Origin of the sequence: Oceaniferula spumae, from assembly GCF_042849255.1 — a bacterium.
GTDB classification, from domain to species: domain Bacteria; phylum Verrucomicrobiota; class Verrucomicrobiia; order Verrucomicrobiales; family Akkermansiaceae; genus Oceaniferula; species Oceaniferula spumae.
Genome location: NZ_AP026866.1, coordinates 994316 through 1016383, shown reverse-complemented (window position 1 = coordinate 1016383; position 22068 = coordinate 994316). Strand labels below are relative to the sequence as shown.

20 protein-coding genes are annotated in these 22068 nt (G+C 50.9%); 11 read left to right on the top strand and 9 right to left on the bottom strand.

Annotation, left to right across the window (positions count from 1 at the left end; genetic code table 11):
* Window positions 1–27: 27 nt before the first annotated feature.
* The 3 genes from ACSPJT_RS04360 to ACSPJT_RS04350 are packed head-to-tail and all read right to left on the bottom strand — an operon-like array spanning window position 28 to window position 2949.
* Window positions 28–795 carry a hypothetical protein gene (locus tag ACSPJT_RS04360; RefSeq protein ID WP_435895149.1) on the bottom strand — a complete coding sequence of 256 codons (768 nt, stop codon included), beginning with the start codon at window positions 793–795 and terminating at the stop codon, window positions 28–30.
* A gap of 18 nt (window positions 796–813) precedes the next feature.
* Window positions 814–1878: a type IV pilus twitching motility protein PilT gene (locus ACSPJT_RS04355; protein WP_435895148.1), complete on the bottom strand. Its 1065-nt coding sequence runs from the start codon at window positions 1876–1878 to the stop codon at window positions 814–816.
* Window positions 1879–1896: 18 nt separating this feature from the next.
* The gene (locus tag ACSPJT_RS04350) at window positions 1897–2949 is read right to left on the bottom strand and encodes a type IV pilus twitching motility protein PilT (RefSeq protein ID WP_435895147.1); all 1053 of its coding nucleotides are present in this window, start codon (window positions 2947–2949) and stop codon (window positions 1897–1899) included.
* 125 nt (window positions 2950–3074) lie between these two features.
* Here ACSPJT_RS04350 and ACSPJT_RS04345 point away from each other — a divergent pair, with 125 nt between their 5' ends.
* On the top strand, window positions 3075–5483 hold the full coding sequence (locus ACSPJT_RS04345) for a protein kinase domain-containing protein (protein ID WP_435895146.1): 2409 nt from the start codon (window positions 3075–3077) through the stop codon (window positions 5481–5483).
* Between the two features lies 1 nt (window position 5484).
* Window positions 5485–6831, top strand: coding sequence for a class II 3-deoxy-7-phosphoheptulonate synthase (locus tag ACSPJT_RS04340; RefSeq protein WP_435895145.1), 1347 nt, complete (start codon window positions 5485–5487; stop codon window positions 6829–6831).
* Between the two features lie 8 nt (window positions 6832–6839).
* On the opposite strand, the gene ACSPJT_RS04335 is transcribed toward ACSPJT_RS04340, so the two are convergent.
* From ACSPJT_RS04335 to ACSPJT_RS04325, 3 genes are all read right to left on the bottom strand, one after another.
* Window positions 6840–7886 (bottom strand): M23 family metallopeptidase, encoded by a 1047-nt coding sequence (locus ACSPJT_RS04335; RefSeq protein ID WP_435895144.1) that lies wholly within the window; start codon window positions 7884–7886, stop codon window positions 6840–6842.
* An 8-nt stretch (window positions 7887–7894) separates the two neighbouring features.
* Window positions 7895–8398 carry a hypothetical protein gene (locus ACSPJT_RS04330; protein WP_435895143.1) on the bottom strand — a complete coding sequence of 168 codons (504 nt, stop codon included), beginning with the start codon at window positions 8396–8398 and terminating at the stop codon, window positions 7895–7897.
* Window positions 8399–8585: 187 nt separating this feature from the next.
* Window positions 8586–9104 (bottom strand): PEP-CTERM sorting domain-containing protein, encoded by a 519-nt coding sequence (locus ACSPJT_RS04325; protein WP_435895142.1) that lies wholly within the window; start codon window positions 9102–9104, stop codon window positions 8586–8588.
* Between the two features lie 432 nt (window positions 9105–9536).
* Between ACSPJT_RS04325 and ACSPJT_RS04320 the strand changes: the two genes are divergently transcribed.
* On the top strand, window positions 9537–11636 hold the full coding sequence (locus tag ACSPJT_RS04320) for a thioredoxin domain-containing protein (protein ID WP_435895141.1): 2100 nt from the start codon (window positions 9537–9539) through the stop codon (window positions 11634–11636).
* 3 nt (window positions 11637–11639) lie between these two features.
* Here ACSPJT_RS04320 and ACSPJT_RS04315 read toward each other — a convergent pair whose 3' ends face one another.
* Window positions 11640–12710: a phosphate acyltransferase gene (locus tag ACSPJT_RS04315; protein WP_435895140.1), complete on the bottom strand. Its 1071-nt coding sequence runs from the start codon at window positions 12708–12710 to the stop codon at window positions 11640–11642.
* Window positions 12711–12909: 199 nt separating this feature from the next.
* Between ACSPJT_RS04315 and ACSPJT_RS04310 the strand changes: the two genes are divergently transcribed.
* On the top strand, window positions 12910–13434 hold the full coding sequence (locus tag ACSPJT_RS04310) for a hypothetical protein (RefSeq protein WP_435895139.1): 525 nt from the start codon (window positions 12910–12912) through the stop codon (window positions 13432–13434).
* Between the two features lie 233 nt (window positions 13435–13667).
* On the top strand, window positions 13668–14435 hold the full coding sequence (locus ACSPJT_RS04305; RefSeq protein WP_435895138.1) for a PEP-CTERM sorting domain-containing protein: 768 nt from the start codon (window positions 13668–13670) through the stop codon (window positions 14433–14435).
* Window positions 14436–14805: 370 nt separating this feature from the next.
* Here ACSPJT_RS04305 and ACSPJT_RS04300 read toward each other — a convergent pair whose 3' ends face one another.
* A complete protein-coding gene (locus ACSPJT_RS04300) occupies window positions 14806–15558 on the bottom strand; it encodes a PEP-CTERM sorting domain-containing protein (protein ID WP_435895137.1) in 753 nt (250 codons plus the stop codon).
* A 258-nt stretch (window positions 15559–15816) separates the two neighbouring features.
* The gene (locus tag ACSPJT_RS04295; protein ID WP_435895136.1) at window positions 15817–16572 is read right to left on the bottom strand and encodes a PEP-CTERM sorting domain-containing protein; all 756 of its coding nucleotides are present in this window, start codon (window positions 16570–16572) and stop codon (window positions 15817–15819) included.
* A gap of 332 nt (window positions 16573–16904) precedes the next feature.
* Between ACSPJT_RS04295 and ACSPJT_RS04290 the strand changes: the two genes are divergently transcribed.
* From ACSPJT_RS04290 to ACSPJT_RS04265, 6 genes are all read left to right on the top strand, one after another.
* A complete protein-coding gene (locus ACSPJT_RS04290) occupies window positions 16905–17264 on the top strand; it encodes an FtsB family cell division protein (RefSeq protein ID WP_435895135.1) in 360 nt (119 codons plus the stop codon).
* A 79-nt stretch (window positions 17265–17343) separates the two neighbouring features.
* Complete coding sequence (locus tag ACSPJT_RS04285; protein WP_435895134.1) at window positions 17344–17772, top strand: hypothetical protein; 429 nt, start codon at window positions 17344–17346, stop codon at window positions 17770–17772.
* A gap of 156 nt (window positions 17773–17928) precedes the next feature.
* Window positions 17929–18639, top strand: coding sequence for a hypothetical protein (locus ACSPJT_RS04280; RefSeq protein WP_435895133.1), 711 nt, complete (start codon window positions 17929–17931; stop codon window positions 18637–18639).
* 3 nt (window positions 18640–18642) lie between these two features.
* A complete protein-coding gene (locus tag ACSPJT_RS04275; RefSeq protein WP_435895132.1) occupies window positions 18643–20211 on the top strand; it encodes a hypothetical protein in 1569 nt (522 codons plus the stop codon).
* The gene (gene rsmD / locus ACSPJT_RS04270; protein ID WP_435895131.1) at window positions 20198–20749 is read left to right on the top strand and encodes a 16S rRNA (guanine(966)-N(2))-methyltransferase RsmD; all 552 of its coding nucleotides are present in this window, start codon (window positions 20198–20200) and stop codon (window positions 20747–20749) included. Before ACSPJT_RS04275 ends, rsmD begins: the two co-directional genes overlap by 14 nt.
* Window positions 20750–20774: 25 nt before the next feature.
* Window positions 20775–22067 carry a 3-deoxy-D-manno-octulosonic acid transferase gene (locus tag ACSPJT_RS04265; RefSeq protein WP_435895130.1) on the top strand — a complete coding sequence of 431 codons (1293 nt, stop codon included), beginning with the start codon at window positions 20775–20777 and terminating at the stop codon, window positions 22065–22067.
* The last annotated feature ends 1 nt before the right edge of the window (window position 22068 follow it).

The following is a 22068-nucleotide window of genomic DNA, read 5'->3' as shown; positions in this document are numbered from 1 at the left end:
GTCAGCTCCCCCCAATGAGTTACCCAATTAAGGTTTTTTCGGCTCTTCTGTTTTTTTGTCCTCCTCAGGTTTTTCGGCCGCCTCGAGTTCACCTTTGGCCAACTTCTCGTAGTATTCGAGAACTTTGGCGTAGACTTCGTTTTCAATCAGGTCCGCGTTAGCGAGTTGTTGGGCCAAGCGTTTGGCCCGGGCTACTTCGAAATCGGTGGGTTTGGCGGGTTTCTTTTGACCGTCTACCAATGGAGGACTGATGCTCAGATTGGGAAGAAGTTTGTCCGCGCCTGGGAGAACGGAGGCTGGCAGAATTTGCTGGATCACGATTTCCTCACCTTCGGCAGGGCCTTTGGTGACGCTGGGGATTTCTCCATTTTCCATCGCATTCAGATTCAACTGATCGTCGAACAGGCCAAGTTTCAGGCAGTTATCGTAATTGCTGAGCAGAGCTTCGCGGATGAGTTCTTGGCGGACAGGAAGCTTCTCGGTGTTTTCCGTGGAGAAGAGTTCGCCTTCGTCCTTTTGCATGACCTTGTCGAGGATTTCGCTGGGCGTCATGCCAAGTTCCACCCCGAGCTGCATCTGATAGAGCGCTTTGAGAAGGTTCTGGTTCGCATTGTCCTGGTAGAATTGTTCGTATGCAGCGGATTCACTGGCGTGTGATGTGAGTTCGATGACGATTTGCTTCTTTTTCTGGAACTTGCGACAGGTCTTGATTCCAAAGATGGCGATAGCGATGATGGCAATGATGAATATGCCTTGTTTGACGTATTCTGAGACAGGTAATTGGGTGTCTGACATGTTGTGGTAATGGGCTAGTTATGATTTTTGTGGCTGGAATCGTTTTCTGTCGCGACAATTGAACAACGCTTCTTGTGCAGTAATCTGCCCAGTCTTTAGCAGGTGGTCGAGGGACTCGTCAATGGTATGCATACCCTCGTTGTGGCCAATTTCCATCAATCCTACGACTTGCTCGATCTTGCGCTCACGGATACAGGTGCGTAAACCGTGGTTCATACGCATGACCTCTGTGGCCAAAGCCCGGCCCTGACCATCGTGGCGTGCGATGAGTCGTTGGGAGATAATGGCCTCGCAGACGTTTGCCAGCTGGGCGATGATCTGCTGTTGCTGGTCCGGAGGGAACACGTCCACCAGGCGGTCCACACTCTGAGGTGCATCGACGGTGTGCAGCGTCGCGATGACCAAGTGTCCCGTCTCCGCCGCTGTCAGTGCAATCCTGATGGTTTCTAAGTCTCGTAATTCGGAAACGACAATAACGTCAGGATCTTGTCGCAGTGCCTGGCGAAGGGCCCCTGGGAAATTCTTAGTGTCCGTTCCCACCTCGCGTTGCTTGACTAGGCAAGAGCGGTGCTCGTAAACAAATTCGATGGGATCCTCAACCGTGATGATCACTCCGGAACGCGTGTTCGAGATGCGCTGGATCATCGATGCCATGGTGGTGGATTTCCCTGAGCCGGTGATGCCGGTCACCAAGATGAGACCTCTGCGGAGTTGGCAGATTTGCTCGATAATCGGATAGTGTCCAAGCGATGCGAGATCAGGAATGTCCGTGGGGATGTGACGGAATGAAGCTTCAATGTGGCCTCGGGTGTAATGCACGTTGCCACGGAATCTTCCAATTTCGTCAACTTGGATGGCGTAATCGAGTTCCCAATTTTTTTCCAATTCAGTTCGCTGGGCCTCAGTTAAAGTGTCCATGATCAGAGACTTGCAAACCTCATCGTTGAGACAGAATTCCTCCAGAGGCTTTAGAACGCCGTCGATGCGGGCGGCAGGTGGGGCACCACTGGATAGGTGGAGATCTGAACCGCCCATTTCGACGGTAACGCGTAGGTAGTCAGTGACTTTTTTGAGTTCGCTCATGATGGGAATAGGTGAAAGTTAGGAAATACCGCTCATCATGCGGTCGAAGTCCTGCGCATTGGGAGCGGCCTGCCGTGCAACGCTGTGATCCAGATAGCCTTGTTGGGTGGCTGCCACGAGAAAACGAACAAAGGAGCAGTTCACTGGGTTGTCGCCACGGTTGATGTGATCGGAAATTTCTGCGAGATTGCTTTCCTTGATCCAACTGCGTGTGGCTGCCTCATTTTGTAGGTGCTCAACGGCGAGGAGAAGTCCACCGTCGTGCCTGGGGAGGAGTAATTGGGATAGGACCCCGATAAGGTGTTGGGATAGCAACTTCAAGAGCCCGTCGCGTTCTCCGGATTGGAACAAATTGGTGAGACGTTCCAAGCTGTCCGCCACGCCGGAACTATGGAGGGTTGCCAATACCAGATGGCCTGTCTCAGCTGCTTGCAGGCAGATTTTGGCCGTTTCCTCGTCGCGAATTTCGCCTACCAGAATGATGTCCGGGCTTTGTCGTAGCGATGCGCGCAGGGCAGAGGAGAATGATGGGGTGTCGGCATGCAGTTCCCGCTGTGAAAAGTAGCTCTGATTATTTTCAAAGAGATACTCGATAGGATCCTCAATGGTGACAATGTGGCGAGCTTGGTTGTCGTTCACCCACTGCAGCGATGATGCCAAAGTCGTAGATTTTCCTGATCCCGTAGGACCCGTGATAAGTACCAAGCCAGCAGGTCGTGATACCCACTGGGTGAGCACCTCACTAGGGGCGCCTAATTCGGCAAGACTTGGGATGCTGTCTTTAATAGGACGCAGGACTGCCGCGAGCTGTCCAAGCGATTTGTAAAGATTCACACGCAGGCGGTGTCCAGCAGGTGTGACGTGGCTGATGTCTTTTTCCTGAGTGGTTTCAGGATCGGCATGGCAGCTGAGCCAAAACTCTTCAAGGTTTTCCCTGCTCAAAGGGGACTCCTCCGGAATGCGGATTCCGCTGTCTACGCGAACCCTTGGCACCGTGTCTTCACAGAGGAAAAGGTCAGTGGCTCCAGATTGAAAAGCCTCGTCTGCGAGTCGATCGATGACATCATTCATAATTATCTGCTATCAATAAAGACAGACAAGTGATCAGCTGCAAGCCTCAAGGATCAGAGGATGAGTAATTCTGGAGGCTTTATAGTTTTCAAAATGAAAGTGGCTGGTTAGTTTAATTCCGCATTATGGAAGAAGGCACAGAACTAGAGATCGCGCACTGCAGTTCCTGCGGTTGTAAGATGGATATATCCGCATTGGGTCCTTACACCAATGTCGTTTGTCCGGACTGTGGCCACCATACTCGGGTGAAGTGTGAGCTTGGACATTATCTACTGACCAGCCGACACGCGGTCGGAGGTATGAGCATGGTGTTTGCCGCTCGAGATACGACTCTGCAGCGCGAGGTCGCAATCAAAGTTCTCAACGAAGAATACTCTCAAGATGAAGTGCGCATGCAGCAGTTCGAGCATGAGGCCTTGATCACTGCTGCGATCAGCCATCCGCATATTGTTAGGGTCTTCACTGTGGGACGCACCTATGGGGTTTACTTCATCGCGATGGAAATGGTCCCCGGCGTGAACTTGGAACAACGGATCGCAAACGAGGGCGCTATTAAAGAGGATGAACTGCTTCCGATTGCTTCGGAGATTGTTTCAGGTCTGCACGCAGCCAATGACGCCGGATTGATTCACCGAGACGTCAAGCCGGGCAATATCTTGTTTGATGCCAATGGCCACGCTAAGATTGTGGATTTTGGTTTGGCCCTTGTGACCCAAGGTGGAAAGGCGAAGGCCGATGAAGTTTGGGCGACACCGTATTATGTTCCGCCGGAGGCACTCGATGGTTTGGAGGAAGATTTCCGCAGCGATATCTACGCGCTCGGTGCCACGCTTTACCATGCGTTTTCCGGCAGGCCTCCGATTTCAGATGAATCCAAGTCCACTCGCGCAGTACGAAAAGCGAAGGAGTCGATTCAACCTCTTGCCAAGGTAGCGCCATGGCTGAAGCCTGAGACTTGTTATTTGGTGGATAAAGCAATGCAGCTGAATCCTGATAAGCGTTTCTCGTCCTACACTGAAATGGAAGAGGCTGTGAACGCAGCATTCCAAGCTACCCAAGGAGCCGGTGCCTCGGAGCCGATCCACAGTCAGCAGCGCGCTCAACGCCGAAGTGGATCTAAGAAAGGGATTGTTAGCCTAGTGATCACTGGGGCTGTTGCTTTGGCTCTAATCGCTGGTGCTGCATTTGTTTTCCTCCAAAATAAAAACAATTCTAACGGGGCTGGTCCTGATGAGGTTAACGGGTCTGATCCTGTGGTAGGAAATGGAGACGCAACTCAGGATGGTGTGGACTCTAACGACGATTATACCCCCGAAGTGGCGGCCAAAATTGGCAGGATGTTCCGTAGGTCCCATGCTCTACTCAGAGAGAAAAAATATGACGAAGCCAAAGAGGTCTTTGTGAAGCTGATGAACGATAAGGACGTTCACGAGCCGGCCGCATCGTGGGCAGGAGTCGAAGCTGTAGTCGCCACTTGGTTAGGCGGTAATTCCGGAGATGCCACATCCTCGATAGGCAAACTTCGTGAACATCTCGATCGTCGTCAGGTATCTAACACGAGCGATATGGGAGCCCTGGTGAGCCAGCTTGCATCACCGGGCATCATCAGAGATCCTAAGGTGGGAACAGAGAGTATGTCAGTGGTTCATTTAATGGCCGTGGCATTGAAAAACTGGGAAATAGGAGCGTGGGAGGTTGCCGCACCCATGTTTAGTCAAATCGAGAAAATGAATCTCCCGCCAGAGAGCCCACTCAATGTTTACCGGGAAATTTCAAAACGATATCTTGCGGACTACAATAGGCTCAAGCCGTTGTCTAACCTATCAGAGCCAGCCACTGTTGATGAGGCGCGTGAAAGTTTGGATGAGCTGAAAGATGCTTTGAGCGAACTACAAACACGAGGGAGGGCTCGCTTCCATATCCGTGTGTGGCAGATACGTTTACTGTTCCGGATCCGTGATTTACGAAAGCAGGCTGAGCTCGCTGGTAACGAGAAAAACAAAGCTCCAGAATACGGTAAGGTTATGCCTAAGTTCAGAGAGTTAGTGGCTGAGGCAAAATATGCCCAAGCTTCAGAGCTGCTTCAGGATGTGAGTATTCCTGACCATCAAGTGGAAGAAAAGGATGCGTGGGTTTATCTAACCGATTCAGCCAGCGCATTTCTAGGCGGGCTCGAAGAGGTTATTCCTGAAGCTGGTGTGAGCATGGATGTCGAAGGCGTCGATGGGAAAAAATACACACAAATCGTAAGCTCTAAACCCGGTGGTCTGCAGCTGAAGGGCGAAGGTGGTGAAGTGTTCGTTCCATGGGGTGAGCTTAATCCGGACAGCGTGCTAACCATTCATCAGAAAGCTTTCAAGCAAACCCTCGGAACACTGGAGGGACAGCTGAGAACCGAACAGGCTGTGTGTTACGCTTGGTTAGCAGGGCTCGAAGACAAGGCAAAGCGTGCTGCCACTATGCTCTCCGGAGTGAATGCCAACTTCAAGAAACGCTGGAGAGGCACGATGAAAGCCCAGCATCAAATACCTTGATATGTCTGATTGGAAATTAGAATCGTGGAGAGCGAAGTCGGCTCTGCACCAGCCAGTGTATCCCGATGCCGTTGCATTACGCGAGGTCACTTCACAACTTGAGGAACTTCCGCCGCTCGTCTTTGCCGAGGAAATTCAGTCTCTGCGAAAAGATCTGGCAAAAGTGGAGAGGGGGGAGGGTTTCCTGCTTCAAGGCGGGGATTGCGCGGAGAGCTTCGCTGAATTTTCCCAACAGAACTTACAGGACACCGTAAAGGTCATTTTACAAATGGCTGTGACCCTAACTTATGCCGGTTCATGCCCAGTAGTGAAAATGGGCCGTGTGGCTGGTCAGTTCGCCAAGCCGAGATCATCCCCTGTGGAAACAAGGAACGGTGAGAGTCTGCCGAGTTACTTGGGAGACATCATCAATGGGATTGATTTTGACGAGTCCAGTCGGGTTCCCGATCCCCAAAGAATGCTTCGTGCCTATCAGCAGTCGGTGACCAGCATCAATTTACTGCGGGCCATGGCAACAGGTGGTTTCGCTAGTTTGCGAAACATCCGTGAGTGGAATCTGGAATCGGTGAACGGCACCAAACTTGCCGAGCGATATGGCGCGATGACCGATCGGATTCACCAGGCGCTCGATTTTATGAATGCCTGCGGTGTGCCGATGGAGGCCTTTTCCAGTTTGCAGGGAACGGCTCTCTACACCTCACATGAAGCGCTTCTGTTAGAATATGAGCAAGTCATGACCCGTCAGGTCGATGGAGCTTGGTATGATTTGTCTGCCCACTGTCTGTGGGTAGGGGAGCGGACTCGACAAGAGGACAGCGCCCATCTCGAACTGATGCGTGGGGTGGAAAACCCCGTAGGCGTGAAGATCGGCCCGACGGCCACCGCTGATGACTGCCTGAGAATTTCCACTCAACTGAACCCCGATAACGAAAGCGGGAAATTGATCTTTATCTGCAGAATGGGAGCCGCAAAAACCAAAGAGGTTCTACCCGCTCTATTGAAAGCTGTTAGTGACGCTGGTCGCAAAGTCATCTGGGTCTGTGATCCCATGCATGGCAACACCGAGACTGCAGCCAGCGGATACAAGACACGGAATTTTGACCGGATCATGGAAGAAGTTATCGCCTTCTTTGATGCGCATCGAAATGCCGGCACATATCCTGGAGGATTACATCTGGAAATGACGGGGCGATATGTCACCGAGTGCACCGGAGGAGCTTATGAGATCAGTGATGAGGATTTACACCATTGCTATGATACCCAATGTGATCCGCGTCTGAATGCGGGACAGGCCTTGGAAATAGCTTATCAAGCGGCGGATGAATTGCGCCGCTTTCGCCAGAAATAGTCTGGGTGCTATTGGGGCTGCTGTTTCATCGTGCCAGTAATCAGCTCGATGAAGCGATTGCCGCTCGTGCTTAGGCTGGCACGGTATCCCGTGCCGCTGATGAAGCCTTTGGTGTGATACTCGTGTTTCGATAAGCATTTCCGCACGGAGGTCACTCTGGGGGCCGAAACTTTCCGCATGCTTGGTGATATGGAAACAGGAAATCCAGAAGCGGTGAACGCAATTTCCCATGACGGGCTGCGTGTTTTGCTATCGCCTTTGAGTAACCATGGATATCGGGTGGCTACCTCCAGTGGCCCATGCCTAGGCACTGTGATCTTGTAGTAGACCTTTCTTGATTTGATGAAACGCGGAATGGTCAGTGATTTGTCGCGGTTCTGAGCAATGTAAAATCCGGCAATATCCAAGCCCGCCATGTTGATGCCGTTATGATTGCCATGGTAGTTTTTGCTATTGAAATGCTTGTTGTGCCACGTCTCGAATTGTGTCGATAACAAGATGTTCAGCTCTAGATGAAGATGGGAGCGCTCACGATTAATGCCGCTTCCGGTGTATCCCATCAAAGCGATTTTTTGCCCTTGGGTGACTCGCTCGCCGACCTTGACGTCGATCTCTGCCAAGTGGGCGTATAAACTGAATAACGGACCGCTGTCCCAGCTGTGCTCGATGACGAGATACTTTCCGTAGTTGCTGCGGCCAGCGGTGTTGTTGGTGTAGGCGACTACGCCACTTGCGATGGATTTAACCTCGTCCATCGGGCTGTTAGAACGATTGCGTTTGATCGGCTTGATATCGATACCCTCATGAAATTTCGTGCCGATGACGCCATCCTCGGTGCGCTTGAGGTTTCGCACGAAACCATATTTGCCAGCTGTCCACGCCTTCGATGCCTTGCCCTCAAAATTGCGGTGCACATACATGTAGAACTTCTCGCTCTCGCCTCGGAAGATATGGTCGTTTACTGTGGGTAACACCACATTGGCGGGCTCAGCCCCTACCGTGTTGGCGAGAGCGGATGAGAGGAGAAGAGTAAGGCTAAGGATGCGTCGGATCACCGGAATCATTACTTTTTCTTTTTCTCTTCCTTGAGGCGCTTCTTCCACGCTTTCTGGTCTTCGCCGATGCGTGGAGCGATTTGGTCGTAGAGTTTAATTTCCTTCAATTGCACTCCGCTCCAGATCACCAGTAAGCCATCGGTGACGGGTTTATCGATGCGGACCACACCCAGTGCCTGGCCATTGACGAGAGCCAGAAGCAGTTTGTCAGTGTTCATGGTGGTGGCGGCCTGCAGTCTGCGGCTTGCCTGTGGATTCAGCTTGAACACAATGCCGTAGGTACGATCGTCTGAGGCTGGAAACGGGCTAAAGGCGACGATGTCCTTGGAGCTGATTTCAGGCACTTTTCTGAAGTATCTTTCGCCAGCGAGGGTGTTTACCTTCCGGGCAAACTTAGGAGCTTCTGCCGCCGATCCTTCCATGTGGAATGAGACGGCTGCTGGTGGAGTTTTCTTGCCGCTAGCCAGCAACGACGCTGGGATTAGAAATAGGAGGAGCAGAAGTTTTTTCATGCCTTAGAGATTAGATTTATTCCGTGATCCTGAAAGCAAAAAATCCATCTCCTGAAACATCTGTCGTCCTGAGACGGATCAAGGCAGAAATAAAAAACCCGCTGACCGCAAGCGATCAGCGAGGTAATGAAACTGATGTGCTTTCTCCCTGAATCTGCGGTTCAGACGAGAGTTTGCATCGTTAATACTAACGACGGCGTCTTAGTAGAATCGCACAAGCACCAATGGCTCCGAGCACAGCGCTGCTAGGCTCAGGAACGCTGGTCCAGCTGACAGCTGCGATACCGGCTCCGTTTGAACCTTCGTTTGCGATGGTGTTGACCTGGAACTCATAAGTTCTCAGAGCACTCTGGGTGATCTGAACAGCTTCTTCACTTGGGTTGATGCCTGCGATGTCGAAATCGACATTCAGAGCTTCAGGTCCGAGGAATGTAACGACGACAGTGTCACCGCCGTCCATTTCAAGTGAGTTGACGATGGAAGTGCCAGGATCGTTGGAATGAGTAGTGCCGACCTGAACAACGTCTGTTCCACCGACTTCAAATCGGACAGGACCGTAGCCATCCACATTGATGGTTAGTGGTGTCGATGAGGTGATGGTAGTGCCAACAGGGACAACGAGAGCATTGAAATCGATGGTGAAAGCCTGGCAAAGGGCTGTAGCGGCCATCGAGAACGCAGCGATAAGTAGTGTTTTTGTTTTCATGTTTGGAGGGGTGGTTGGGTGTTTATTTGCGTCGTTTGGGGCGACGGGGCAATAATTATAAAAAACACACGTTAAACAAGATAAAACGCACACCTAAACAATGGAAATAATGAAATTATACACAGTATTATAATTAAGTTGTGCATACAAACGGTGGTTTAAAGCCCTATTTTAAGGAAAGTGGACTGTCTGATCTCATCGCAAACCGGGCAATTTTTGAATAGCTGGTCGCGAAAAAAATTTACGTAAGTGACCTAGAATGATCATCATGTCCGTAGTTTTTGCTACATTGTGCGGTTTGCATGTGCCTGTTAGACGATTCCTTGTAGCCCGCAAGAACTCCCGAATTAGTCCTTGATGATCTCTTGTGGAAATGGTGGAGGGGATTAGGATTCGATCATGCGAATTGCTACAGCTATCATTCTGACGATCATGACTGCGTCAAACCAGAGTCCTGCTGATCCAGCGAACGCGGAATCTAACAGAGCTCCAAGCAAACCTAATCATCTGGCAGGCGAAAAGTCGCCGTATTTGATCCAGCATGTTAGAAATCCGGTCGATTGGTATCCGTGGGGTGAGGAGGCTTTTGCCAAGGCGCGCAAGGAGAACAAACCCATCCTCCTGAGCATCGGGTATTCCACATGCCATTGGTGCCATGTGATGGAGCGTGAGAGTTTTGAAAATAAAGAAATAGCAGAACTGCTGAGCAAGAACTTTGTGGCGATCAAGGTCGACCGGGAAGAACGACCGGATGTCGACAAGGTATATATGACTGCCTATGAAGCGATGTATGATGAGGGCGGTGGCTGGCCACTGAATATGTTTTTGACTCCTGACCTTAAGCCATTTGCCGGAGGCACGTATTTTCCACCTGAAGACAAGCATGGAAGACCGGGGTTCAAGCGGGTGCTCAATGGTCTGGTAAAGACGTGGAATGAAAAAGGCCCTGAAGTAGTCAAAAGTGCTAACGATATTCATGCGAGCATGAGCAGGACATTACTGGAGGCCGAGGTAGAGAAGGGCGCGATGGGGATAAAGGATCTCGATCTGGCAGCCGCGACATTGATCAAAGAGGCTGATATGAAAAATGGCGGCTGGGGACAGGGGCCTAAATTTCCTCAAGTCTCACACCTGAGGTTCTTATTGCGGCAGTGGCAGCGCACTGGGAATGAGGACGCGCTCAAGGTGGTGGTGCTTACCTGTGAGAAGATGATGGAGGGAGGAATCCATGATCAGCTTAGTGGTGGCTTTCACCGATATGCGGTCGATGGTGTGTGGCTGGTGCCGCATTTCGAAAAGATGCTCTATGATCAGGCGCAGCTGTTGGATCTTTATCTCGATGTCTGGCTGGTGACGGGGGATCGTCGTTTCCGTAAGGTGGCCAAGGATCTCTCAGATTATGTGTTGCGGGAAATGCAAGACGCCCAAGGAGGATTCTACTGCGCACAAGATGCTCAGAGTGAGGGGAAGGAGGGGAAATTTGCCTGTTGGACGATGGCGCAGATGAAGGGGGTGTTAGAAGCTGATGAGTTGAAATTGGCGGTGCGTTGGTTCGGTGTGACTGAGAAAGGCAATTTTCTCGATCACAGTGACCCTGCTCCATTGCCAAATCAGAATGTGCTGTATGTCGCTGATCCCAAGTGGAAGCTAACAGCAAGTGAATCGAAGACTCTTGAGTCAGCAATCAATAAAATGAAATCAGCTCGTTTGGAGAGAAAGCCAGCCGCTACGGATGATAAAATATTGGCGGACTGGAATGGCATGATGATTCAGTCTCTGGCTCGTGCCGGTCGCGTTTTGGCTGAACCTCGGTATCTCGAAGCCGCGAGCAAAGCCCATGCGTTTGTGAAGTCAAAGTTGTGGGACGGGAAAACCCTTTACCATCGCTGGAGGGATGGTGAGCGTGACTCCACTCAGCAAGCGTCGAGTTATTTACAAATGATCGCCGGATCACTGTCGCTCTATCAGACGACCTTGAAACCTGAGTATCTCGAGTTTGCAGTAGTATTGGCGGAGGGCGCTAGAAAGCTTTTCTATGATGAAAAAGACGGTGGGTTTTATATAGGAACGAAGCGCGATGATCTGGTGCTCCGGCTCAAGGATGATTTCGATGCCGCCGTTCCTACGGCTTCGTCTGTGGGGGCGATGCAATTTCTGGCTTTAGCCGAAATTACCGGACGCAAAGACTTTCGAGAAGTGGTTACCAAGACGCTGGCGTCTAATGCTCAAAACATGCAGCAATCCCCACACACACTCGCCTGGATGCTCTGCGTCGCTGACAGTGATCTGGGGAAACACGCAAGACTGGTGATCGCAGGGGATGAAAATAAAGAGGATTTTCTAACCTCTCGCTATCGAATTTACTCACCCCGACTCATCGTGATGGGTAACACTGGTGCAGTAGATGATTTTTCTCGGGGGCTAAAAGAGATCGAAGGCAAATCGGCCGCATACTACTGCGAAGGTCAGACCTGCCAGCCTCCGGTGGGTGATCCCGCTGCGCTGACGAAATTGTTAGCCCCTCGGCGTTAAATTCTAACGCTCCTTGGCGAGATAAAACTCGTGGAACTTGATGGCCTCAGCGCCAACGATGGCGGCGGTGCCAAGCAAGGTTTCTTCCGATACGGTTCGAGGCACCTGAGCGGAGGGGCGAGAGAGTCCCATGATCAGTTGACCGTAGTTCTGTGCACCTCCGACGTGTTGTAGCAATTTCAGCGAGATGTGTCCGGCATCAAGGTTTGGAAAAACGAGTACGTCGGCGGGGTCCTGTGCGCGGCTGTCTTTGATCTTGATTTCGGCAGCGGTGCTATCGAGGGCGGCATCCGCCTGGATTTCACCGTCGATGTCGATTTCCAGATACTCGTCGTGAATTTTTTGGCGTGCCAGCTCTGTGGCTGCGAGCACCTTCTTGGCTGACTCTGTGCCGGCGCTGCCGTGAGTGGAGTGACTGAGCATCGCGATGCGGGGGCGGCGACCTAGGAAGTGGCGAGCCAGTTTGCCAGTCTCGACGGCGATGGATGCCAGCTGTTTCACATTCGGATCAGGGATGACACCACAGTCGGCCATGAAGAGAACACCGTCGCGACCGAAATTTTGCAAATGTGGAGCCACCATAATCATAGCTCCGAAAACTTTCGGCACGTCCTTGATCGGCTTGATCATGGTCATTGCCGCACGGAACACGGTCGCTGGCATCGATTGATTACCGGCTACCATGCCATCGGCATGACCATACTGCACCATCATCGCCGCGAAGTTGTGAGGGCGGGAAACAATTTCACATGGATCAGCGATTTCTTTTCCCCGGTAGCGTGCGACTTTTTTGAGCCGCTCACAGAATAGCGAAAGGTCGGAAGACTTGGCGGGATCAATGACATTTACGAAGGTCATCGCCAGACCGGCGTCCTTGGCCATTTTGTGGATGCGCTCGCGATTCCCGATGAGAATGGGAACGGCGATTTCCATGGCCACCATGCGTGCGGCCACACGAATAACCCGAATGTCCTCACCATCGGCAAAGACAATCCGTTTCGGGTGGCGTTTCAGCGTTTCGTAAAGCCGGGCTGTAAGAGCATTGGCTGCGGGGAAATGAGTATCAGCGGACATGAGGTGAAAAGAAATGGTCGCAGCGAAAAGGGGGACTGAGCCGCGCAATGGACTCTATGGGGAATCGCCTTGCTGGTGCAAGGGTGAACTCTAATTCAGGCTGAATATTCACATAAGGGGAAATAGTCGGCCGATTTGAAATGGTGAAAGTTAAAGATGCACGCTTTCGTTTCCCAGTGTGTTAGGCTAGAATGTTGTTATGGATGATCCTTCTCATTTGGTCACGCCTCCAGAGTCACCCTCTTCGCCTGGGCAAATTCAGCCACCTAACCTTCCGCCGCAACCTCCTGCAGGGCTTCCTCAGTATGTGGTCAGTGACCAGGATACCGAACATCTAAGGATGCTCTCGATCGGTCACTATATCTTGGCCGGTATCACAGCGCTGTTTGCTTGTTTTCCTATCATTCATCTGTTCATGGGAGCCGCCATGATGACTGGAGGTTTTGGCGGATCAAGTGTACCTGCCCATGAAAAGCAAATGATGCAGATGATGGGGGGCATCTTTGTTGGAATAGCCTCTTTGATTATTCTGTCAGGTTGGGCCTTGGCGGTGATGAACTTTGTCGTCGCTCGTAGAATCGTACGCCGTGAGTCACGCACGCTCTGTATGGTAGTGTCCGGAATCAATTGTCTGAACATGCCGCTGGGAACGGTGTTAGGTGTTTTTACCTTCGTGGTCTTGGGCAGGCCTCAAGTGGCGAAGAGTTTTGATGATCATTCTTGAATGGCGAGGAGAGTTTCGGTTCAAGATGTTGTTTTCCGCAGTGCGCAAAATAACAAGTCAGGTGTGTATTTTCAGAACGTAGTTCTCTTGAGCAGATATTCACGATGCATTGTACTGATCGAATAATAGTCAATGACTACACAAGTGGTTTTCCCCGCCAGAGCATGAATACCAAACTATAGGCGATGAGCCGGGAGTAAGCCACGCGCATGAAATTAAAAAACTACAAGCACATGAAAAACCACCTGCCAACAATCCTCGTCACAACCTCGATCCCACTATTCACCCTCTCGGCACAGGCTGCTATTTCTATTGTCGGAGGTGCGCCAACGAATCAGAACGATGATAGTAATACTGGACACACCCTATATTCAGGGATCACGGTAAACACTGGAGATGTTGTTGTCATTGCCACTGCGGCCAATAAAAACTTTGCAGCCAATCAGTTAATCTTGGAAGGGTCAGGTGTGACTAACGGAACTCTAACGACCATCAGTGCGGAAGAAGTACATGCCTCATACGTCTTCGCTGTCGAGGTGACTACCGGGGGGACGTGGGATTATCAGGTGACAGCCAGTAATAATAGCCTAACTGCCAATAGTTCTTTATATATCCTCCGTGCTGATGCTGGTGAACGACTTGAATTACTTGACAGTGGGACTGATTCTGGTGACCCGGTATCGTCCATGGGTTTAACCTACAATTTTGGTTCGAGCATTAGCGCTGGTGACGCCATCGCGATAGAGGCCGTAACCACACAGTCTGGTGTTCTTACGGCTGATGCTGATTACACTGAGAGACAAAACGGGGGTGACAAGCGTCTCACGGCCGACAGTCTTTTGGTTAACGGCGCTACTTGGACATCCGAGCATACTCTTGCAACTGAAGACGATGCTGTTATTGCCGGATTGGTCGTGGCTGCAGTGCCTATTCCAGAGCCGTCATCTACAGCGCTTCTCGGCCTCGGAGGGCTTGCTCTGATCTTACGCCGACGGAAATAATTCCAGTCGAATAGTCAATTTAACATCATCGGCGAGGTAGGAATTTCCTGCTTTGCCGATTTTTTTGACGCAGATTGAGGTGCTGGCGACCCCCAAGCGGCGAAGCGTTTTGATCGAGAATTCGATCCCTAAGGTTCACAGAAATAGTAATCCTAACTCCTGTAGCTCAGACGTGCTTCCAAAGAGCACTAGTGAGCGTGTATGGCTTCCCTTTCATTCTGATCGGATAATATTTGAACAAGATATTAAACAACTCTGTGGGCCTGGAAGTTGATCGCCCTGGCTTTGATAAGTAAAAATCGGCGAGGTCATGGGCTGACCTCGCCGACTTGTTAAACTAATCTGTGAATAGTCAGCTCTATACTGATGCTTACTTTCGTCGACGCAGGACGAGGGAAAGTCCTCCGAGACCGAGCAACGCGGTTGAAGATGGTTCTGGAACTGCGGTGATTGATGTGACGGCGACACCTGCGATAGCGAAATTAGACGCGGGGGTATTTGCTCCGAATGTGGAGGTTCCGCTCGTGAGCCCATTGATTGAATAGATTTCGCGCTTACCGCTACCACTGTTGTTGTTTCTTGTCCAACCAGGAGAACCCGTGCCGGTGCTATCTGCACTTGATGCAGCAAAGCCGTAAGCTCCAACATCAGCACCAAGAACCAGGTCCAATGATGTAGCGGCTGATCCCGCTGTGCCGAAAGCTGTACCTGAAATGGCGAGTGTTTCTCCAGCTCCAGCAGCTAACGCATAGTAGGTTGTGGATTGAGCATTTGAAGCACTACCAGAGGAACTCAGAGTAATAGTCTGTGTTCCTGAAGTTGTGACTTCGTATACAAAGACCCATGCACCATTTCCTCCACCTGAATCGCCGCCGGTTGCGCTTGTTATTAAACTTGCTCCTGCACCGGAAGAGGCTGAGGTGATGGTGTTAGTTCCATTGTCTCGCTTGTTGTTTGCGTGAGCGACAACGATAAAATCACCAACGTTGAGGGTTGCAGTGGTAGCAGCTAGAGAGCCATAGTCATTATTGGCAAAGTTACCTGAATCAGTTAGCGTGACAGCTGCTTGTGCTGAAAGCGCTGAGGCTGCGCTGATCGTAAATGTTAGAATTGAGCTTTTCATATTTTTTTGGGTCGGTATCTGACAGATAGAGATGAGGTTTTACTTGTAACAAACCTCATACTGGACATGAGACGGGATCATGGAAAGTGTGCGAAGGTGTTGATTTTAATTACAAGTCCATGAAAACACGCACTTTATGGCGGAGATACTGGAGGGGCACTTGAGTGTTCCGTTGTGTGTCTAGAAACACAAAAAAAATCGGCGGGCCTGATTATTGGGCGCCGCCGATTTGAAAGTTTGATTTGAATGCTATCCGTTTTATTTGCGACGGCGCAGGACAAGAGCTAGACCGCCGAGGCCAAGAAGGGCTGCAGAGCTGGGCTCAGGAACTACCGCGAAGTCAGCTGTTACACGCAATTGAATGTCGTTGATGAAGAAACCATCGTTACCTTGGTTTGTTCCATCATAGCCAGAAATATAGCCGACAGTCAGGTCATCCGTGCTATTGGCGAAAGTCGTGTTTGCGTCGTCGGTGATGTTTGTTTGGGGTCCAGCGCCCAGTTGGTAAAATCCAACATCTCCCGTAGTCGATGTGTCATCATCAGCAGTCATTTGTGAAAGCTGAACAGCATTGAAGCCCTCAAATACAAATGTCCCGACAGTGTTTGGAGCAGGGGAGCCGAGGACTGTCGAGCCGCTTACGAATGAAAAAGTGAGGGTTTCACCAGTACCGCTAATTCTTCCTGCTCCAGCACCATTCACGCCAAGGTCGCCTGCAGAATCTCTGATTGTGCCGCCCGCTGGTGTCACGTTAACTAATAGTGAAAGGCTGTCATCCGTTCCACCGACACCATCTACATCAAGCCCAGTGACTGAGATTGTATATTGTCCAGTGGCAGAGCCATCAAAACTAGCGGGGCTAATGGACACCGCCGCTGATCCACCAGCTGCTGCACTGGCACCTGCTGTGTTGCTGGTGTCAATGTTAGTAATGTTAAAAGTGATGGCAGCTTGTGATGCCAAGGTTGTAATAGCGCCAGTAGCGATCGTCGCTAGTATGGTTTGGATTTTCATTATATTTGTTGGTTAGATGGGTGATGCTTGTTGGATTTCTTTTCCTGCAACCAGATTCATAATGGAGATGAATTCGGAGCATGAAAAGAGGTGTGTGGTGTGAATTTACGCAGTAAGTGCATGAAAAGACGAACTATAGCTGAGATGGTGATTTTGGTAAGAAGGCTTGTCTGATTCGAAGGTTCATCCAGTTTTTTTCGGAAACGCTTGGTGTGGTGTGACTATTATCAAAAATTCAAACATGATCTTTACTAGGAAGGTAGGTTTTTACTTCCGATTTATTGATATTTCATATATTGTAACCGCACCGGACAGGATTCCGCCGTGCTCCAATGGCTCGAAACAAACGCAACTATAACCGAAGGCAGCAGCGTGAAGGCGGCTACAACAAGATGCGTGCCCGCACGGAGCGTATGAATGCCGGTGTGCGTCTCGCTCTCTGTGGATTGCTGCTCACTGGCTGCTGCGCGTTTCTTGTTGCGGCTCTACCGCATCACCGGAAGTTGGAGAAACTCCGCCAAGACCTGGCTGAAGTGCAGGGTGTGGAGCTATCAGTGATTGAGAACAAGGATGCCAAAGAGCGTGAACTCCGTGCCATTGAGGAAGATCCGGCGTATCTTGAACTCATTGCCCGCGATCGCTTGAACTATTATAAACCAGGCGAACACATCTTCCGCATCGAGCGGGAGTAGGCTTCTGAATCTGGAATTTCGGTTGTCCCGGCCATGATGTGGCATTGCAATCTCATGCAGCCCTGATAGAACCAAGCGCATGAAACCTGGAGGCAGTGAAGGAGGATCCGGCATATTTCTGCTAGGCGGAGGTCTGGTGTTGATGGCTCTGGGCATGTATTTGTTTCTCGATTCTGTCCGAGTCCAGTCAGGCCACTTTGGCTGGGTTTCCGGAATGGTGGGTCGCGGTCGTCATGGCATGGAAACCACTTCGATGGGGATCGTATTCATTCCGTTTTTACTCGGTGTCGGGGTGTTGTTTTTTGATGCTGGAAAAAAATGGGCCTGGTGGCTTACGGGTCTAGGCTTGGCGGTGATCGCCATCGAAATACTCAGCCGGATCCGATTTGTGCTCGATATGAAAACGACGCACCTGCTGATGATTCTCTGTATGGTCGCTGCTGGCGCAGGCATGGCTTTACGAGCTGTGGTCAAGGGCAGCAAGGGAGAGAATCAACAAGAAAAGTGAATAATTCCTAAGTGCCTTCGTCGTATGTGGCATGGTGAGCTGGATCGATTGACACTTGCACTTGCTGCTAAGATCGCTAACGTGCGCACCATCTCAGTTGGTGTTCAACCACTCGCAACTATCTCAATTTCCCCTACTCAAGTGATGAAATTTTCAATGATATCCAAGACACTCAAACTATCCCTTCTGCTGGTAGGCTACGGGCTGTCTGTTTCTTCAGCTAGCGCGGCATCCAAGACCCCACCACTGTTAGCTCCTTATCTGGCCGTCGATAAAGCAGTGAAAGGTGAGGTCGGAGCCATCGTTCCGCCCAAGGAGATCAACAAGTACATCGCCAAGGTGCAAGCCGCGGCCAAGAACCATACCGAATGGCACAAGGAGTTTGCCAAAAATGCCAAGCCTGGTGTTCCGCTTCCATTCCACGAAAACCTCGGGCTGACCAAAGAGGAATATGCTGATTATCTGAAACTATGGGACCAGCGCCAGTTCAAGGCGGTGCAACAAGTGGTCATCAGGCTCGAGGAGCCAAAGCCCGGAGAGTGGATGATCCGCGTCAGCGGTGTCGGTATGCAAGTCTCACTGCTTCGCTATGACCCTGCCACGGACGTTTTTAAATCACCCAATGGTGAACTGAAACGTATTGAGGATATCGATGCCGAAGAACGTAGTATTCTTGGGGCCTGGAAAGGACATGAATGGCGCTACGAAAACAACAGCGAGTTCATTTCGACTAAGGAAAATCTGGCGATCGGTATGTTCAAAGACGCCAAGCACTGCGTTCTCATCTACCGACTCCAGGAAAGCACATCCGGTCACCGTCTTGCTGACAAGAGCTTGGTGATCCGTTTCACGCCACCGGCCAAGTAATTCATGAATGCGCCCTCGCAGCGAGATGCCGGGCGTTCGTCATCGCGTCGCCCCCGCCGCTTGATTAAAGTGGTGCTGTGGTTACTGCTGGTTCCGCTTTTAGCCTTCGGTGGCTCTAACCTGTGGTTGAATACATCATGGGGAAAAGATTTGGCTGCGGCCAAGTTGAAAGCGCGTACCGGTATGGACTGGGAAGTGCATGGAATGACTTGGTCTCCTTGGAATGGATTTACCGTGAATGGTGCGACTATGCTGCAGCCTGAGCAGTTACGGGCTCAAATAGATCAACCCTTGTTAGAAGTTGAGCAGATTCATGTTCAACCATACTGGAGCCAGCTAATTCGTGGACGAGCACGCTTTCGCGAGATCTCGGTCGATGCCCCCAGCCTGACCGTGACGGTGGAAATGTTGGCCGCTATGGCTTCAAGTGCTGGTCAGCTAACGGAGCCTCCTCCGGCCCCAGCTACCGAAGCTCAAGTCGGACCGGTTTCCCCATCCGTAAACCCTTCGCCAAACCCTGAGATTACCGCCTCACCGAAATCATCTCAGCCAATAAATCCTGCGCCTGCACCGGCAGCGAAACCAGAGGTCGCTAAGCCGGAAGTGGTGCGGCCTCCCGCAGGTCTTGCCATGCGACTTCGAGTCACCAACGCCAGCCTGAAGGTTGTTTCTTTATCCAAGGATATCGAGGTGATGGAAGCCGAGGGGATCGATTTGGATATCCCATTGTTAGGAGAAGATGCAGAGGGCATGATCAGATTGGGTGAAATCAAGATCCCCGGTATCGAAAGGATCCACGATATCGAGCAAGCCATCGCCTGGAAAAGACCCTATCTGGAAATTGAAGAGCAGACGGTTAATCTAGCAGGATTGGAATTAAGGTTCGTGGCCCAGCTTGCCATGGTTCGCGATGTGCCTTTTCTATTCGACTTGGTGATCGATCCTCAGGGCTTGGAAGATTTTCATGGTCTTGAGCAGTTTGCGATCGATTTAAATGCTGAGAAAATGGCAGGTCGTATCAGGGCGGTAGGTGCCATCTCGAGTCCAATGACATGGAGGTCCTCAGCAATATTCTTTGCCGAAAAGGTCACCGTGCAGGAGCTGCACGGGCACAATACCATCAAGTTTGACGATATCGCAGTCCCTGTTGTTTTCCAGCATGGCGTTCTTCAGTGGAGTTCTGCTCGGGCGATAGGGGAGGACATTTCAGTGCTCGGAAACGGATCTGTTTCCATGAGGGATGGTGTCGCAGCGGTCACTCGCTTAGTGGTTTCCCCGGAAGTCGGAGGGCAGATTCACAAGGCCTTGATGGGAGCTCATATCTCCAATTCGTGGGATCCTTGGTGGGAGTATCTGGACACTCCTGATCGACAGTTCAGGGACATCCATGTTCATGGAAGCCTGATGGAACCTGTGATGGACCTCGGCAGCAATCATGAGGAATGGCCGTTATGGCAGACCATTGCTGCTACCATGCATTTTGTGCGTGTGGAAATGAAAGAAGAAGGCGTGGATATCAAGCCTCTGCCTAACGAAGAACTACTCAGAAAAAAATCCGATGAGAATCATTAGTGGAACGGCAGGCAGTCGAAGCATAAGCGTGCCTGACTCGGTGGCCCGTCCCAGTACCGACCGATTGCGTGAAGCGCTGTTCTCCATTCTGGGAACTTACGTTTCAGAGGCCCGAGTGCTCGATCTTTTTGCCGGCTCAGGCGCTATGGGCCTAGAGTGTTTGAGCCGAGGTGCAGCCAGTTGTGAGATGGTGGATGATAGCCGAGAATCACTGGCCGTCATGAGAAAAAATCTCAAGTCACTCGGACTCGAGAACGGCAAGGTCATTCACCAAGATGTGTTTCGTTTTCTCCAAGGTGCCGCAGGGAAATATAATCTTATTTTCGCTGATCCGCCCTATTATAAGGGCGCAGGCGGCACGGATTTTATCGAGCAGCTATTGATGAACGAAAAGCTACCCGACCTCATGAAGGAGGACTCTCTGCTAATTCTGGAAGATCCTCCCCGGAACAAACGCTCCGATATCAATGGCTGGAAACTTATCGATCAGCGCAAATACGGCAGCTGTGGAATTCTGTTTTACCAACGTCAGTCCTAACGTATTCTCCACCTGACTTCTCATCATGTCTCGGAACCAAGTTCTCACTATCTACAACTGCCTGCTGCCGGTATTTTTCATCGTAGCCTTTCCTGCGTGGCTGGTGAAGATGTGGAAAAGGGGTGGATATGGCACTGGTCTGTTAGAACGTTTTGGCAAGTTCAAGGCACGCATTGATTGTGAACCAAGAAAGACAGTTTACATCCATGCTGTTAGTGTTGGAGAAGTGCTCATCGCTCTGAAGTTGATCGAGTCTTGGCTGGTTAAACACCCTGATGAAAAAGTCGTGTTAGCAGCGACCACTTCCACAGGGCATGCCGTGGCCAAAGAAAAGGCGCCAGACCGCGTGAGAGTAATCTACAGTCCCTTGGATTTTGGACTTATCATTCGCTCTGTATTCCGGAGGTTTTCACCTCGTCAGATCATCCTTATCGAGGCTGAGGCTTGGCCGAATTTATTGAATGTAGCTAGAAAACAGTCGATCCCAGTGGCCATCGTCAATGCTCGTCTTTCTAAACGGTCAGAAGCCCGATTCCATAAGGTAGCAGGCTTGGTCCGACCTTTATTCGAGATGGTAAGCATATTTGCCGTCCAGAATCAGGACGATGCTGAGCGCTTCAAAAAGCTGGGTATCGATGCTCAGAAAATCCACGTCACAGGCAGCATCAAATTCGACCCTTCGGGAGGAAAACCACCTCGCAGACGGGCTGAATTTCAGTTGGCACTGGACGAGTTTGGCGAAGGTCGGCCGGTAGTGCTTGCCGCCAGCACACACGCTGGTGAAGAAAAACTAATCGGGGAGGCATTGAAAAACTCCGAGGTGGATACCCTGTTGGTTGTAGTCCCGCGTCACGCTGAACGCAGATCGGCAGTAGTCTCAGATTTAAAATCGATCGGTTACGAGGCTGTTCTACGCAGTAACGGAGGTAAGCCGAATAAACCTGAGAAGGCTTGTCTGGTGGCAGACACAACAGGCGAACTGCGCGACTGGACAGCGCACGCCGATGTTGTGGTGATAGGAAAGAGCTGGCTAGGCGAAGGCGGTCAGAATCCTGCGGAAGCTATCGTCGCCGGAGTTCCCGTCGTTTGTGGCCCTAACATGGGTAACTTCGAACCCCTCATGACTACGCTTCGTGAGAAAGGTAGCGTGCGGATGTTAGAATCTGCTGAGGACTTGGGGGAAACCGTGAACCTCCTCCTGCACGATTCCAATGTGAGAAAATCTACCGTCGATGCCGCCAGGCAGGTGCTGGCTATCCATGAAAATGCTGTGGAAAAAACCATCGATCTTGTGTATTTGAATGCTTCCGTTAGTTAGC

Excerpts from the sequence above, each read along its gene's own strand:
- ACSPJT_RS04360 (WP_435895149.1), bottom strand. The coding sequence starts at position 795 with ATGTCAGACACCCAATTACCTGTCTCAGAATACGTCAAACAAGGCATA.
- ACSPJT_RS04355 (WP_435895148.1), bottom strand. The coding sequence starts at position 1,878 with ATGAGCGAACTCAAAAAAGTCACTGACTACCTACGCGTTACCGTCGAA.
- ACSPJT_RS04350 (WP_435895147.1), bottom strand. The coding sequence starts at position 2,949 with ATGAATGATGTCATCGATCGACTCGCAGACGAGGCTTTTCAATCTGGA.
- ACSPJT_RS04345 (WP_435895146.1), top strand. The coding sequence starts at position 3,075 with ATGGAAGAAGGCACAGAACTAGAGATCGCGCACTGCAGTTCCTGCGGT.
- ACSPJT_RS04340 (WP_435895145.1), top strand. The coding sequence starts at position 5,485 with ATGTCTGATTGGAAATTAGAATCGTGGAGAGCGAAGTCGGCTCTGCAC.
- ACSPJT_RS04330 (WP_435895143.1), bottom strand. The coding sequence starts at position 8,398 with ATGAAAAAACTTCTGCTCCTCCTATTTCTAATCCCAGCGTCGTTGCTG.
- ACSPJT_RS04325 (WP_435895142.1), bottom strand. The coding sequence starts at position 9,104 with ATGAAAACAAAAACACTACTTATCGCTGCGTTCTCGATGGCCGCTACA.
- ACSPJT_RS04320 (WP_435895141.1), top strand. The coding sequence starts at position 9,537 with ATGACTGCGTCAAACCAGAGTCCTGCTGATCCAGCGAACGCGGAATCT.
- ACSPJT_RS04315 (WP_435895140.1), bottom strand. The coding sequence starts at position 12,710 with ATGTCCGCTGATACTCATTTCCCCGCAGCCAATGCTCTTACAGCCCGG.
- ACSPJT_RS04310 (WP_435895139.1), top strand. The coding sequence starts at position 12,910 with ATGGATGATCCTTCTCATTTGGTCACGCCTCCAGAGTCACCCTCTTCG.
- ACSPJT_RS04305 (WP_435895138.1), top strand. The coding sequence starts at position 13,668 with ATGAAAAACCACCTGCCAACAATCCTCGTCACAACCTCGATCCCACTA.
- ACSPJT_RS04300 (WP_435895137.1), bottom strand. The coding sequence starts at position 15,558 with ATGAAAAGCTCAATTCTAACATTTACGATCAGCGCAGCCTCAGCGCTT.
- ACSPJT_RS04295 (WP_435895136.1), bottom strand. The coding sequence starts at position 16,572 with ATGAAAATCCAAACCATACTAGCGACGATCGCTACTGGCGCTATTACA.
- ACSPJT_RS04290 (WP_435895135.1), top strand. The coding sequence starts at position 16,905 with ATGGCTCGAAACAAACGCAACTATAACCGAAGGCAGCAGCGTGAAGGC.
- ACSPJT_RS04285 (WP_435895134.1), top strand. The coding sequence starts at position 17,344 with ATGAAACCTGGAGGCAGTGAAGGAGGATCCGGCATATTTCTGCTAGGC.
- ACSPJT_RS04280 (WP_435895133.1), top strand. The coding sequence starts at position 17,929 with ATGATATCCAAGACACTCAAACTATCCCTTCTGCTGGTAGGCTACGGG.
- ACSPJT_RS04275 (WP_435895132.1), top strand. The coding sequence starts at position 18,643 with ATGAATGCGCCCTCGCAGCGAGATGCCGGGCGTTCGTCATCGCGTCGC.
- rsmD (WP_435895131.1), top strand. The coding sequence starts at position 20,198 with ATGAGAATCATTAGTGGAACGGCAGGCAGTCGAAGCATAAGCGTGCCT.
- ACSPJT_RS04265 (WP_435895130.1), top strand. The coding sequence starts at position 20,775 with ATGTCTCGGAACCAAGTTCTCACTATCTACAACTGCCTGCTGCCGGTA.